Here is a 13,363-nt window from a genome sequence, read left to right on the forward strand (position 1 = left end):
CGGGCATGTTGACGACCGCCCTAAATACCCTGTTATGACCATGTGTCGGGAATGTCGCAAAAATCTGGATGGTTATAAGCCGTCTGGAGGTGGTGTCGAGTGAGGCGACGACGGGTCAGCCGGGTCGCGACCATCAGCATGCACACATCGCCCCTGGACCAGCCCGGAACGGGCGACGCCGGAGGCATGAACGTGTACATCGTGGAGTCCGCCAAGCGGCTGGCTCACCTCGGCGTGGAAGTGGAGATCTTCACCCGGGCCACCGCCCGCGACCTCCCGCCCGTGGCCGAACTCGCCCCAGGCGTCCTCGTCCGCCACCTCACCGCGGGACCGTACGAGGAGATGGAACGCAGCGAGCTGCCGAGCCAGCTCTGCGCGTTCCTGTCCGGGGTGCTGCGGACCGAGGCCATGTACGACCCGGGCCGCTACGACGTCATCCACTCCCACTACTGGCTCTCCGGCCAGGTCGGCTGGCTGGCCAAGGAGCGCTGGGGCGTGCCGCTCGTGCACACCATGCACACCATGGCCAAGGTCAAGAACCTCCTGCTCGCCCAGGGCGACAACCCGGAGCCCAAGGCCCGCGTGGTCGGCGAGGAGCAGGTCGTGCAGGTCGCCGACCGCCTCGTGGCCAACACCGTGGACGAGGCGCGGGAACTGATCGACCTGTACGGCGCCGTCGAGGAGCGCGTCGCCGTCGTGAACCCGGGCGTCAACCTCACCGTCTTCCAGCCCGCCTCGCAGGGCGCCGCCCGCCGCCGGCTCGGCCTGCCGCAGGACGCGCACGTCCTGCTCTTCGTGGGCCGCATCCAGCCGCTCAAGGCCCCGGACGTGCTGCTCCGCGCCGCCTCCAGGATGCTCATCGACGACCCGTCGCTGCGCGAGCGCCTGGTCGTGGTCTGCGTCGGCGGGCCCTCGGGCAACGGCCTGGCCAGGCCGTCCCTGCTCACCGAACTGGCCGCCGAACTCGGCATCTCGGACGTCGTCCGCCTCGTTCCTCCGGCTCCCCAGGAGGAACTGGCCGACTGGTACCGGGCGGCCTCGGTGACGGTCGTGCCCTCGTACAGCGAGTCGTTCGGCCTCGTCGCCCTGGAGTCCCAGGCCTGCGGCACCCCCGTGGCGGCCGCCGCCGTGGGCGGGCTGCGCACCGCCGTGCGGGACGGGGTGTCGGGCCTGCTCGTGGACGGCCACGACCCGGCGCAGTGGGCGCAGGCGCTGCGCCGCTTCGTCGTCTCGCCGCGCTGGCGCGACTCGATGTCGGCGGGAGCCCGCGCGCACGCGGCGGCGTTCGGCTGGCAGGCGACCGCGTCCCGCCTGGTGGAGGTGTACGCGGCCGCCATCGCAAACCTCCACAAAACGCCCATCGCCCTGAACTTCTAGCCCTTTCCAGCCCGACCTTTGTTCTGGCGGCCTTCTATCCTTGTCGGCATGCGCGATGTCGTCGAAGCCGCGCTCAAGGCCGCGGACGTCACCTACGACGAGCCGCGGCCGGGCGCGTTCCTGGTCAAACTGCCCGGGCAGCACAAGCTCGCCACCATGACGTGGTTGATCGTGGGGGAGCAGGCGCTGCACGTCGAGGCGTTCTTCTGCCGCCAGCCCGACGAGAACCACACCGAGTTCTACCGCTGGCTGCTCGGCAAGAACGGCGCGATGTACGGCGTGCACTTCTCGCTCGACCCCGTGGGGGACGTCTACCTGGTGGGCCGGGTGCCACTGGCCGCCGTCACGGAGGCGGAGGTGGACCGGCTGCTGGGGTGCGTGCTGACGTACTCGGACGACTGGTTCGACCGGGCGCTGGAGCTGGGGTTCGCCTCGTCGATCAGGCGCGAGTGGGAATGGCGGGCCAAGCGCGGGGAGTCGCTGGCCAACCTGCAGGCGTTCGCCCGATTCGCCGACCCGGGCCGGTAATCCCTGACCATAGGATTGGCGATATGGCGACTTTGGTGCTGCTTAGGCACGGCGAGAGTGACTGGAACGCGAAGGGCCTGTTCACCGGCTGGGTGGACGTGAGCCTCTCGGCCAAGGGTGAGGACGAGGCCCGCCGCGGCGGCAAGCTCCTCCAGGACGCCGGACTGCGCCCGGACATCGTCCACACCAGCCTGCTGACCCGGGCCATCCAGACGGCCCAGCTGGCGCTGGCGGAGGCCGACCTGCTCTGGTTGCCGGTGAAGCGGAGCTGGCGCCTCAACGAGCGCCACTACGGCGCCCTCCAGGGCAAGAACAAGGCCCAGACGCGCGAGGAGTTCGGCGACGAGCAGTTCATGCTGTGGCGCCGCTCGTACGACGTGCCGCCGCCCCCGATCGCGGACGACGACGAGTTCTCCCAGGCCGGCGACCCCCGCTACGCCCTGCTTCCCCCGGAGCTGATGCCCCGTACGGAATGCCTGAAGGACGTGGTCGACCGCATGCTCCCGTACTGGTACGACTCGATCGTCCCCGACCTGTCGGCCGACCGCACGGTCCTGGTGGCCGCCCACGGCAACTCCCTGCGAGCCCTGGTCAAGCACCTGGACGGGGTCGGCGACGAGGAGATCGCGGGCCTCAACATCCCGACGGGGATTCCGCTGCTGTACGAGCTCGACTCCGACTTCCAGCCTCAGCGGCCGGGCGGCGAATACCTGGACCCGGACGCCGCCAAGGCCGCCATCGAGGCCGTCGCCAACCAGGGACGCTGAGGCGACGCCTTCCAGGGGTTCCAGACAGTGCTTCCCAGGGGGCTTTCGACCCCCAAAGGCGTGGTCTTCTCAGGCGAGGCGCGCTTCGCGCGAAAGGGCTCAGGCTGTGTTGTGTGGGGGCAGGCCCCCACACCCCCGGCGAGGGGACTCCCGTCCCCTCGCGCTCCCCGGGCCTCGGCCGTCGTGCGACCAGTCATGGCAGGCCGTGTCACAGTCGAGGGCCGGAATCTCAGAGCCAGCCACGCGTGACCTGACGGCCGGAGATCAACGCCTCCGGCTAAGAATGCCGCCCATCGTCTGGTGAGCTTTGAGCGCATGCCGTGAAGCCCGGTACTGTGCTCCTCAACTGAAGTATGAGTGCTGACGTCGGGATGGCGTGTGCCGATCGAAACCTCGGCTGAGAAGGGTGCTCTGGCGTCCCGGCTGGCAGGACCACGCGTGCAACTTCGCGAGCGCTTCGTCGGCGCCACTGGATGAGAGTGGCAGCGCTCCAGGCGGAGCTCGCGGGATCGGCGGCCGGTGACCTCCCACGGGTGATCGAACAGTGCGAACGAGCCGGGGCGGAGCTGCTCGTCCTGCCAGAGTGCTATTTCGGCGGCATGCCGCCGGACAAACCGGCTGCCGAGGCCGTCGCAATGTCACCCCCATACGCGAACCTGATCTCGGCCCTGCGGGATTGCCCGCCCACGATGACCGTCGTCGCAGGCTTCACCGAGCGTTCAGCCGACGGGCGGTTGCACAGCTCAGCGGCCGTCGTCCGCGCCGGGCGGCTGGCCGGAGAGGTCACCCGCAAGCTCTTCCCCCGCGAACCCGCCTTCAGCCCGGGCGAGGACCTGCCCCTGTATCGCCAGGACGACTACGCCTTCGGCGTCGTGATCTGCAACGACGCCAACTTCGTCGAGCCGTCCCGCCTCCTGGCCCTGGCCGGGGCGCGCGTCCTGGCGTGCCCGCTCAACAACGACCTGCCCGTGGACGTCACGCGCGGCTGGGCGGTCAGGACTCGGTCCACGCTCGTCGCCCGGGCGGTGGAGAACGACTGCTGGGTGATCGCGGCCGATGTCGCCGGCACGGCGGGTGGGCGTGCGGGAGGAGGGGCGACCCGGATCATCGCCCCGGACGGCCGGGTAACCGCCGCAGCGCAAGCGGAGGAGCCAGACCTGGTCATAGCGGACATCGAGGTGCCGGGCCGCTCATTCCTGGAGCGCTGGAACGTGGCGCAGAATCCGGCGGTCCTCAGGAAATGGCTCCACCAGGTGTCCGGACAACGCGGTGAAACCTGACCGGACGGCTCAGATCTCGCTATTGACGGGCATTGTCTGCCTTGTCGAAGCCCTCACTGCGTCTTCCGCTTTGCGGGCTCAAGGCCAGGGGGCGGTGCTTTGCTGTGCCACAAGATCGCTGCATCCTCGCCCGAGGCTGCGCTCGGGACTCGCCTCGCCGCTTTTGACCTTGATCTCGGGGCACGAGAGCTCAATTGCTACTCGACGGCCAGCTTCCCCAGGAGCGACCCGATCCGCTCTCCTCGTTGTACCGCTGCGCTTTGGTCACGCAGTCAGCGCAGATGGGCTCGTCGACAGACCTGGCCACGGCTTCCGGTTTGGCCGGACGAAGAGAGCCGACGACAGTGATCCCTGGCGGCATGTGGGTCTCGGGATCGATCAGGACAGTCACGACTTCTTTCGGGTCGAAGCTGAAGGTGCGCTTGCACGCATAGCACCGACCGGTCGTCTCGCGATGTTCGCTCATGCCTGCCAACCCCTTCCTGCCAGCACGCTACCTGTTGCAGTGAAGGGTCACGCAAGGACGGACTCGGCCCTGTCGACTCTGTGAACCGAGACCAGGCGGAATGCTCCAAGCCAACATCGATACCGAGAGGGCCCAGGCAAGGGGAGCGCGAGGGGACGGGAGTCCCCTCGCCGGGGGTGTGGGGGCCTGCCCCCACACAACACAGCCTGAGCCCTTTCGCGCGAAGCGCGCCTCGCCTGCGAAGACCGCGCCTTTGGGAAGGCCTCGCTGTCAGCTGGGCCGAGCCCCCGTGACCAGGTAGACGACATCCGCCGCCACCCGCACCGCGTGGTCCGCGTACCGCTCGTAGTAGCGCCCGATCAACGTGATGTCGATCGCCGGCTCCACCCCGTGTTCCCAGTCCTTGGACAGGATGTTGCGGAACAGCCGCCGGTGCAGCCGGTCCATCGCGTCGTCGTCCTGCTCCAGCTCCAGCGCCGAGTCCACGTCCCGCGAGGCGATGCAGCTGCCGGTCTTGGTGACGAGGTTCTCCGCGATCTGGCCCATCTCCACGATGGTCGAGCGCACCTCGGCCGGGATCGCCGACTCGGGGTGGCGCAGGCGGGCGACCTTGGCGACGTGGACGGCGAGGTCGCCCATGCGCTCCAGGTCGGTGCCCATGCGCAGCGCCGTGATGACCATCCGCAGGTCCACGGCCACCGGCTGCTGCCGGGCCATCAGGTCGAAGATCGAGGCCTCGACCTCGGCGAACGTCGCGTTCACTTCCTCGTCCCGGGAAATGACACTCTCGGCGAGCTGAAGGTCGGCGTCGAGGAGGGCCGTGGTGGCACGGGAAATGGCCGAGCGGACAAGCCTGGTCATCTCGACCAGCTTGTCGGTCAGCGAATCAAGTTCTTCGTGGTACGCGTCGCGCATGTGGTCACCGTACGTGCCTCTCGATGAACGAACCCCTACCGTCAGATGAACTTTCCAGGAAAGGGGCCTTCCATCCCTGATGAGAGGGTCTGCGCCTGGGAGAAGGCCACCTACCATCGAAGACATGAGTGAGATGGCCATGAGCTTCGCGGCCCTGGCCGGGTTCGTCGTGGGCGCCCTGGCGGTCCTTTTCTACCGAAACCAGATCGAGGCTCCGAAACGCGCTGCCGTGGAGGATGGCACACAGACCGGGAGCGCGCTGCCGCAGGGCGTCGCGTCCGTGCTGGCCGTGCTTCCTTCCTCCGCCGTGGTGCTCGACGCGCATGACAAGGTGCTGCGCGCCAGCTCGGCCGCGCGGGCGTTCGGGCTGGTCAAGGGTGACCGGCTGATGGCCGCCGAGTTGCTGGCGCTGGCCCGGCAGGTACGCCGTGACGGCGAGATCCGCGAGAGCGAGATCGACGTGGCGGGGCACAAGTTCGGCCAGGAGACCACGAACTTCGCGGTACGCGTGGCTCCGCTCGGCTCGCACGGCCAGGTCCTGGTGCTCGCGGAGGACCAGACCGAGCGCCGCAGGGTCGAGGCCGTACGCCGTGACTTCGTCGCGAACGTCAGCCACGAGCTGAAGACCCCGGTGGGCGCCATGAGCCTGCTGGCGGAGACCATTCAGGACGCCGCCGACGACCCCGAGGCGGTCAGCCGCTTCGCCGGGCGCATGCAGCACGAGGCCGCCCGGCTCAACTACCTCATCCAAGACCTGATCACACTCAGCAGGATCCAGGGCGCCGAGCCCATCCCCACCCCCGGACAGGTCTCGATCGACGAGTCCATCCACGACGCCATCGACCACTGCAACACCAAGGCCGTCGCCAAGGACATCACCCTGGTCTCCGGCGGCACCGAGGGCCTGCGCATCTGGGGTGACGACGAACTGCTCGTGACGGCGTTGCGCAATCTGATCGACAACGCCGTCGCGTACAGTCCGGAGCACACCCGGGTCGTGGTCAGCGTGCGGCCCGCCGGTGACTCGGTGGAGATCAGCGTCAGCGACCAGGGCATCGGCATCCCGGAGGAGGCGCTCGAACGCATCTTCGAGCGGTTCTTCCGCGTCGACGCGGCCAGGTCGCGGGCGACCGGTGGCACCGGGCTCGGCCTGGCCATCGTCAAACACGTCGCCGCCGCACACGCCGGCGAAGTGTCCGTTTGGAGCAAGGAAGGGTCCGGCTCCACCTTCACGCTCCGCCTGCCCGCCTTCGGCGGCACGGCGGTGGCAGTACCACCCTCGATTCCCCTGGAGACAGCCCAATGACTCGCGTACTTGTCGTCGAAGATGAGGAGTCCTTCTCCGACGCCCTGTCCTACATGCTCCGTAAAGAGGGTTTCGAGGTGTCGGTCGCGGCGACCGGGCCCGAGGCTCTCGACACGTTCGACCGCAACGGAGCAGATCTGGTGCTGCTCGACCTGATGCTTCCGGGTCTGCCCGGTACGGAGGTGTGCCGCTCCCTCAGGCAGCGCTCCAAGGTGCCGGTGATCATGCTGACGGCCAAGGACAGCGAGATCGACAAGGTCGTGGGCCTCGAACTGGGCGCCGACGACTACGTCACCAAGCCGTTCTCGTCGCGCGAGCTGGTGGCCCGCATCCGCGCGGTCCTGCGCCGCCAGGGTGACGTGACGGAGGAGCTGGAGACCGCGGTGCTGGCCGTCGGTCCCGTACGCATGGACGTCGACCGCCACGTCGTCGCCGTGCGCGGTGAGCAGGTGCAGCTGCCGCTGAAGGAGTTCGAGCTGCTGGAGGTGCTGCTGCGCAACGCGGGGCGTGTACTGACCCGTGGCCAGCTCATCGACCGGGTGTGGGGCGCCGATTACGTCGGCGACACCAAGACCCTCGACGTCCATGTCAAGCGCCTGCGCGCCAAGATCGAGTCGGACCCGTCCAACCCGCGCTGCATCCTCACCGTGCGCGGCCTGGGCTACAAGTTCGACGCCACCGAAGAGTAGAAAACCCTTGTTCCGGTACGAGTCGCGTACCGGAACAAGGGTTTCGGCGTTTCCGGGGAAGGGTCAGTGGGATTCTTCGGAGGCCGACGCGGACGGCGTCGGGGTGGGCGTGGGGGCCGCGGGGGCGTTCGGCGCCGGTGGGTAGTCCTTGAACTCACGGCTGCGCGTCACCACAGGGACGTTCAAGGACACGATCCCGGCGTTGGCGAACTGGAGGTCCAGCTTGATGCTCTCGCCGCCCCTGAGGCTCTTGGGGATCGCGTCGAGCATGAGCTGAGGGGTGGGCTTGCCGGTGTTCACGAGCTGGCGGCTCGGGAGCTGGATCGGGGCCGCGACCTTGACCGTCCCCATGCTCCCCGCGGAGACCGCCTCGAGGGTGTCGGGGGTGTCGGCGGTGTTGAGAATGTTCAGGTAGATCGGGGCGGAGCCGCGCCAGGCGAGCTGCGCACCGGCGTCGGGCCCGAGAATGAACGCCTGCGGGATCTGAATGCCGCGCGTGCCGTAAGCACCGTTCTCGATCAATGCCAGTGCCTCGTTGGGCGCGTACGGCTTGTTGGTGGTGGCGTCGAATCCAGCCCCGCAGCCCGCCAGCATGGGGGCTGCCAAGAACGCGGCGACGACAATCCAGCGACGGCTGGTCACGGGCGGGTTCTCCTTGGTCTTGCGGAGGGCTCGCGCATGCGCTAAGCGCAGGTGGCGCGCATGCGTGATGTGCAGCGCCCACCATATCCATCCGAATCCATGGTCATATCCACGCCCCCGCAGGTCATTAGCTATGTCCGGAAATGCCAGACATAGAGTTGAGCACTTGTCAAGCCCTAATATGCGGCCTTGACCTGCAGTTATGAGGATTTCACTGTTCCGGGAGGCTGTGGATGCGTGGTACCCTGGAGTACAGCGGAAGGGGTACTTGTCACATGACTTTCCAGGTCGGCGACACAGTCGTCTACCCCCACCATGGGGCTGCTCGGATCGAAGCAATCACGAAGCGATCCATCAAGGGTGAGGAAAAGACCTACCTGGTGCTCAAGGTCGACAAGGGCGACCTTACCGTCCAGGTGCCAGCCGAAAACGCAGAACTCGTCGGTGTGCGCGATGTTGTCGGCCAGGAAGGCCTTGAGCGGGTTTTCGATGTCCTGCGGATGCCGCACACGGAAGAGCCGACCAACTGGTCTCGTCGCTACAAGGCCAATCTGGAGAAGCTCGCCTCCGGCGATGTGAACAAGGTCGCCGAAGTCGTTCGGGACCTGTGGCGGAGAGACCGCGAGCGCGGCCTGTCCGCGGGCGAGAAGCGCATGCTCGCCAAGGCGCGTCAGATTCTGGTCAGTGAGCTTGCCCTGGCGGAGAAGACCAACGAGGACAAGGCTGAGGCCTTGCTCGACGAGGTTCTCAACTCCTGAACACCAATCTTCCACGGGTGGGCGTCGGAGTCGACGTCCACCCGTTCGCTTCAGGAGCCTCGGGACGTGAGCTCAACCTCGCCGGCCTGCACTGGCCGGGCGAGACCGGACTCGAGGGCCATTCGGACGGCGACGCGGCCGCGCATGCCGCGTGTGACGCGCTGCTGTCCGCGGCCGGCATGGGTGATCTCGGGCAGCTGTTCGGGACCGCGGACCCGCGATGGGCGGGTGCCTCGGGCGTCGCGCTGCTGGAGGAGACCGCGCGGCAGGTGCGTGCCGCGGGCTATGAGATCGGCAACGTGGCCATTCAGGTGATCGGCAACCGGCCCAAGCTGGCGCCGCGCCGTACCGAGGCCGAAAAGGCGCTCAGCGCCGCCGTGGGCGCGCCTGTGAGCGTGTCCGCCACCACCACCGATGGGCTCGGGCTGACCGGGCGGGGAGAGGGCATCGCGGCCGTCGCGACAGCCCTGGTCGTCAACCTTTCCTGAACGCCGGGCGTCTTACGTGTGGATGCGTGAGGGTGTCCCGGCGGGTCGTCGCGAAGCCCGCTGTATCAGGAGGCGGCGGTTCGTCACTGGCGCGGTACGGACCGCCGTCTCCCCTTTTTGGTTGTTTTGCCTGCTCTGAGGGTATGTGTCCCCACGACATGTGAACGTTTCGGGGGGAGCAGCACATGATCGGCGCGATAGTTTCCGCGATCGTCATCGGCGCCATCGTCGGCGCCCTGGCCAGGCTGATCGTTCCTGGCAGGCAGAACATGTCCATCGGGCTGACCCTCATCGTCGGCATCGTGGCAGCCCTGATCGGAACGCTGATCGCGCAGGCCGCCGGCGTGGCCGACACGCGGGGGATCGACTGGATCGAGCACATACTCCAGCTCGTGCTGGCGGTCATCGGTGTGCTCCTCGTGACGCGCTTCACCGCGGGACGCACCGGGCGTACGCGCGGAACACCCACCTGACCTGCTCATTCGTAAAGACCGCGCATAAAAGCGGTAGATCGGGTAGCGAGCATCTCCGTGGGAGTGAACCGCTCACTCTCGCGGGGAGGTTTCGTACCATGACTATCCAGTCCATCCTTGGCGCCATCGTGATCGGCGCCGTGATTGGCGCTATCGGTCGCCTCCTGCTCCCCGGCAGGCAGGCCATCGGCTGGATCCTCACCATCGTCGTCGGCATCGTGGCCGCCCTGGTAGGCACGCTGATCGCTCAGGTGCTCGGCGTCGCGACGACCGACGGCATCGACTGGATCGAGCTGGTGATGCAGGTGGTGCTGGCCATCGTCGGCGTGGGCCTGGTCGCCGGGCTCCGGCGCGGCTCCAGCGTCTAGACGGAAATACGGAAATAGCTGGGCCCGCCCGGGATCGTGCCGGACGGGCCCTCTCATGTCTTACGGCTCAGTCTTCAGGGGGACGTGGGGTGCTGCGGAGGCGTTCGGCGGGGGCCGGGGCGTCGTCGTCGTGGATCACCGGGTGGGGGGCGGTGTCCTCTAACTCGTCCTCCCGCGGGCGCTCGAGGTCGTCGGCCAGCTCGGGGCCGTGCCCGGGATCCGGTACGTCGTCCTCGATCACGGGGTGCGGCTGGGTGTCCACGTCCTTCTCGTCGACGCGCGGGTGGACCAGGACGTCCGTCGGCTTGACCCGGTCGCCCCAGCGGACGGGGCGCGTGGGGGGCTCCGGTGCTTCTTCGTGCTGCACGGGCCACTCCGCCACCTGCGCCGCCACCGGGGCAGGGGTCTCTTCGACCTCCTGGACCGGCTCGGGGGCCTCCTGGACCGGCTCGGGGACTTCCCGGACCGGCTCGGGGACTTCCCGGACCGGCTCGGGGACTTCCCGGACCGGCTTGGGGATTTCCTGGACAGGCGCCGGCTGCGGCGTCTCGGAGAGCCGTTCCGAGTAGATCTCGACGGGCGGCCGCTCGGGCTCCGGATGGAAGGGGACGATGTCCTGCTCGGCCGCGGTCTCCTCGCTCTCCGCTCGATGTGCCTGTACGTGCTTGATCAGCAGCAGCCAGAGCCACAGGGCCACGGCCAGCATGACCCAGGGCGCCAGGGCCACGCCCACGGCCGTCGCCCGCACGTCGAACGCGAACCGCACCGCCGTCGCCACGTTGGCCGCCGCTGCCGCCACGATGAGCACGACCAGCACGAACGCGGCCTGCGCGCGTACCAGCAGCCGGGCGGAGCGCAGCAACAGCACGTCGATCAGCGCGACCACCAGGAGCGCGTCGAAGGCCGCCGGATAGAGGAAGGCGAGATCCTGACCCGCCTCGCCGGTGATGGCCAGCGCGCGCAGGTCGTCGAAGGAGAGAGCGCACGCGGCCCCGGCAAGGGCGGCGACCGCGAGCCCGGCCAGGGCAATGCCCAGGCGGCGCAGTATAGAGGGGGGAGTCACGTCCATGGCGGTTCGAGCCTACAGAAGAATGAGGACCAGGACCGATCAAGGGAGATACATGGCCGAGCTGTCGGAAGATGCGCGCAAACTCTTGGATGCCCCGAATTATGCGACGGTGACCAGCCTCAATCCTGACGGCGGGCCGCAGTCGACGGTCGTGTGGGTACGCACGGACGGTGACGACGTGCTGTTCTCGACTGTGCGGGGGCGCCGGAAGCCGCGGAATTTCGAACGTGACCCGCGGGCGAGCCTGCTGGTCATCGATCCGGACAATCCATACAGGTATGTGGAGGTACGCGGGCGCGTGACCATCACGTCCGACCCGGAAGGTACGCTCATTCAGGAGCTCTCGCACAAGTACCGAGGGCTCCCATGGGAGGACAAACCGGGCGTCGAGCGAGTAATCGTACGGATCTCGCCGGACAGAGTGACGTTGCGAGGCTGATTTATCGGCGTGACGGCGGGATTTATCGGCGTGACTAGCCCTCTGAGGCGTTAGCCTTGCCTTCGTGAGCCTGCACATCTACGACACCAGCACGCGCGCCATCCGTGAATTCGTTCCGGTCGAAGCCGGCCGGGCGTCGATTTACCTGTGTGGGGCGACCGTGCAGGCTCCTCCGCACATCGGGCATATCCGCTCGGGCGTGAACTTCGACGTGCTCCGGCGCTGGCTGACACGATCCGGCTATGACGTGGCTTTCTGCCGCAACGTCACCGACATCGACGACAAGATCATCAGGGTGGCGGCCCAGGAGGGCGTGCCCTGGTTCGTCGTGGCCGAGCGCAACCAGCGGGCCTTCACCTGGGCGTACGACACGCTCGGCTGCCTCCCGCCGACCGTCGAGCCGCGCGCCACGGGCCACGTGCCCGAGATGATCACGCTGATGGAGCGGCTGATCGCCCGCGGCCACGCGTACGCCTCCGGCGGCGACGTCTACTTCGACGTCCGGTCCTACGCCGATCGCTACGGCGCGCTGTCCAACCAGAAGCTGGACAACATGCGGGCCGCGGCCGACACCGACGACGAGTCCTGCAAGCGCGACTCCCGCGACTTCGCCCTGTGGAAGGGGGAGAAGCCGGGCGAGCCGACCTGGCCGACCCCTTGGGGTCCCGGCCGCCCCGGCTGGCACCTGGAGTGCTCGGCCATGGCGACGAAGTACCTCGGCCCGACCTTCGACATCCACGGCGGCGGGATCGACCTGATCTTCCCGCACCACGAGAACGAGATCGCCCAGTCCCAGGCGGCGGGCGACGGCTTCGCGCGCTACTGGATGCACAACGGCATGCTCAAGATCGGCGCGGAGAAGATGAGCAAGTCGCTCGGAAACTCGCTGCTGATCCCCGAGATGGTGCAGAAGGTCCGGCCGGTGGAGCTGCGCTACTACCTGGCGGCGCCGCACTACCGCTCCTCGATCGACTACTCCGAGGAGGCCCTGCTGGAGGCGGCCGCCGCGTACCAGCGCATCGAAGGTTTCGTCACGCGCGCCGCCGAGGTCATCCACGACGTCGACGCGGACGCGCCGCTGCCGCAGGCGTTCGTGGACGCCCTCGACGACGACCTCGGCACGCCGCAGGCGCTCGCGGTCGTGCACGAGGTGGTGCGCGAGGGCAACGTGGCGCTGTCGCGCGGCGACAAGGAGGCCGTGGCCCGGCTGCTCGCCGAGACCCAGAACATGCTGGACGTCCTCGGCCTCGACCCCCGCTCGCCGCAGTGGCGGAGTGCGGGCTCGGACCTCTCGCCGGTGGTGGACGCGCTGGTGGCGGTCGCGCTCGAACAGCGCAAGGCGGCCAGGGAGCGCAAGGACTACGCGGCGGCGGACGCGATCAGGAACCAGTTGGCGGCGGCGGGGATCACGGTGGAGGACACCCCCCATGGGGCCCGCTGGGAGCTCACCCGCTAGGCAGACGTTCTGGTGGCAGTGGCGGCTTTGTGCGGTGTGCACAGGGCCGCCACTGTTGCGATAGGCGGTGGTCTCGTGCGGTGTGCACTTGGCCGCCACTGTCGCGATAGGCGGTGGTCTCGTGCGGTATGCGCGGGGCTGCCACTGTCGCGGGAGGCCGTTGACCAGGGAAGGCGCTGCATCAAAGGGGCAATCTCTCAGGTCGACGGGCTCGACAAGGCGGATGAAGGCGGGGACCGGGGCGGGCGTCGGCAGTTCCCACTGCGGAGCAGGGTGCGGCTGATGGAGGCCACTCTGGGCCACTCGCGAGGTGAGCTGAGCTGAGCTGAGCTGCAAGGCCTA

General features: G+C 68.2%; 16 protein-coding genes. 12 read left to right on the plus strand and 4 right to left on the minus strand.

Going from position 1 to position 13,363, the window contains the following annotated elements; translation table 11 throughout:
• Positions 1–138 precede the first annotated feature (138 nt).
• The 4 genes from mshA (at position 139) to AB0J87_RS00905 (ending at position 3,952) form a co-directional block, all read left to right on the plus strand.
• A complete protein-coding gene (mshA, locus tag AB0J87_RS00890) occupies positions 139–1,377 on the plus strand; it encodes a D-inositol-3-phosphate glycosyltransferase (RefSeq protein WP_350733436.1) in 1,239 nt (412 codons plus the stop codon).
• Positions 1,378–1,425: 48 nt separating this feature from the next.
• The gene (locus AB0J87_RS00895; RefSeq protein WP_363962086.1) at positions 1,426–1,905 is read left to right on the plus strand and encodes a YbjN domain-containing protein; all 480 of its coding nucleotides are present in this window, start codon (positions 1,426–1,428) and stop codon (positions 1,903–1,905) included.
• A 23-nt stretch (positions 1,906–1,928) separates the two neighbouring features.
• Positions 1,929–2,672, plus strand: a complete 744-nt coding sequence (locus AB0J87_RS00900) for a phosphoglyceromutase (RefSeq protein WP_363962087.1) — start codon at positions 1,929–1,931, stop codon at positions 2,670–2,672.
• A 473-nt stretch (positions 2,673–3,145) separates the two neighbouring features.
• On the plus strand, positions 3,146–3,952 hold the full coding sequence (locus AB0J87_RS00905; protein ID WP_363962088.1) for a carbon-nitrogen hydrolase family protein: 807 nt from the start codon (positions 3,146–3,148) through the stop codon (positions 3,950–3,952).
• A gap of 190 nt (positions 3,953–4,142) precedes the next feature.
• On the opposite strand, the gene AB0J87_RS00910 is transcribed toward AB0J87_RS00905, so the two are convergent.
• Together AB0J87_RS00910 and phoU are read right to left on the minus strand one after the other, a co-directional pair.
• Entirely contained in the window at positions 4,143–4,418 is a 276-nt protein-coding gene (locus AB0J87_RS00910; protein WP_363962089.1) for a hypothetical protein, read from the minus strand.
• A 270-nt stretch (positions 4,419–4,688) separates the two neighbouring features.
• Positions 4,689–5,333: a phosphate signaling complex protein PhoU gene (gene phoU, locus AB0J87_RS00915; RefSeq protein WP_350733256.1), complete on the minus strand. Its 645-nt coding sequence runs from the start codon at positions 5,331–5,333 to the stop codon at positions 4,689–4,691.
• 124 nt (positions 5,334–5,457) lie between these two features.
• Between phoU and AB0J87_RS00920 the strand changes: the two genes are divergently transcribed.
• Complete coding sequence (locus AB0J87_RS00920; RefSeq protein WP_363962090.1) at positions 5,458–6,639, plus strand: ATP-binding protein; 1,182 nt, start codon at positions 5,458–5,460, stop codon at positions 6,637–6,639.
• The gene (locus AB0J87_RS00925; RefSeq protein WP_185070431.1) at positions 6,636–7,328 is read left to right on the plus strand and encodes a response regulator transcription factor; all 693 of its coding nucleotides are present in this window, start codon (positions 6,636–6,638) and stop codon (positions 7,326–7,328) included. The genes AB0J87_RS00920 and AB0J87_RS00925 overlap by 4 nt, the downstream gene beginning before the upstream one ends.
• Before the next feature lie 63 nt (positions 7,329–7,391).
• Here AB0J87_RS00925 and AB0J87_RS00930 read toward each other — a convergent pair whose 3' ends face one another.
• Entirely contained in the window at positions 7,392–7,970 is a 579-nt protein-coding gene (locus AB0J87_RS00930; protein ID WP_363962091.1) for a copper chaperone PCu(A)C, read from the minus strand.
• A gap of 275 nt (positions 7,971–8,245) precedes the next feature.
• Here AB0J87_RS00930 and AB0J87_RS00935 point away from each other — a divergent pair, with 275 nt between their 5' ends.
• From AB0J87_RS00935 to AB0J87_RS00950, 4 genes are all read left to right on the plus strand, one after another.
• The gene (locus AB0J87_RS00935) at positions 8,246–8,728 is read left to right on the plus strand and encodes a CarD family transcriptional regulator (protein ID WP_043624891.1); all 483 of its coding nucleotides are present in this window, start codon (positions 8,246–8,248) and stop codon (positions 8,726–8,728) included.
• Between the two features lie 17 nt (positions 8,729–8,745).
• The gene (gene ispF, locus AB0J87_RS00940; RefSeq protein WP_350733262.1) at positions 8,746–9,216 is read left to right on the plus strand and encodes a 2-C-methyl-D-erythritol 2,4-cyclodiphosphate synthase; all 471 of its coding nucleotides are present in this window, start codon (positions 8,746–8,748) and stop codon (positions 9,214–9,216) included.
• Between the two features lie 185 nt (positions 9,217–9,401).
• Positions 9,402–9,689, plus strand: coding sequence for a GlsB/YeaQ/YmgE family stress response membrane protein (locus AB0J87_RS00945; RefSeq protein ID WP_350733263.1), 288 nt, complete (start codon positions 9,402–9,404; stop codon positions 9,687–9,689).
• A gap of 98 nt (positions 9,690–9,787) precedes the next feature.
• Complete coding sequence (locus tag AB0J87_RS00950; RefSeq protein ID WP_355204349.1) at positions 9,788–10,057, plus strand: GlsB/YeaQ/YmgE family stress response membrane protein; 270 nt, start codon at positions 9,788–9,790, stop codon at positions 10,055–10,057.
• Positions 10,058–10,124: 67 nt separating this feature from the next.
• On the opposite strand, the gene AB0J87_RS00955 is transcribed toward AB0J87_RS00950, so the two are convergent.
• Positions 10,125–11,126: a DUF2637 domain-containing protein gene (locus tag AB0J87_RS00955; protein ID WP_363962092.1), complete on the minus strand. Its 1,002-nt coding sequence runs from the start codon at positions 11,124–11,126 to the stop codon at positions 10,125–10,127.
• 52 nt (positions 11,127–11,178) lie between these two features.
• Here AB0J87_RS00955 and AB0J87_RS00960 point away from each other — a divergent pair, with 52 nt between their 5' ends.
• Both AB0J87_RS00960 and cysS read left to right on the plus strand, forming a co-directional pair.
• On the plus strand, positions 11,179–11,565 hold the full coding sequence (locus AB0J87_RS00960) for a PPOX class F420-dependent oxidoreductase (protein ID WP_363962093.1): 387 nt from the start codon (positions 11,179–11,181) through the stop codon (positions 11,563–11,565).
• Between the two features lie 64 nt (positions 11,566–11,629).
• Positions 11,630–13,021 carry a cysteine--tRNA ligase gene (gene cysS / locus AB0J87_RS00965; protein WP_363962094.1) on the plus strand — a complete coding sequence of 464 codons (1,392 nt, stop codon included), beginning with the start codon at positions 11,630–11,632 and terminating at the stop codon, positions 13,019–13,021.
• The last annotated feature ends 342 nt before the right edge of the window (positions 13,022–13,363 follow it).

This window comes from Nonomuraea sp. NPDC049625 (assembly GCF_040675285.1).
Lineage (GTDB): Bacteria > Actinomycetota > Actinomycetes > Streptosporangiales > Streptosporangiaceae > Nonomuraea > Nonomuraea angiospora_A.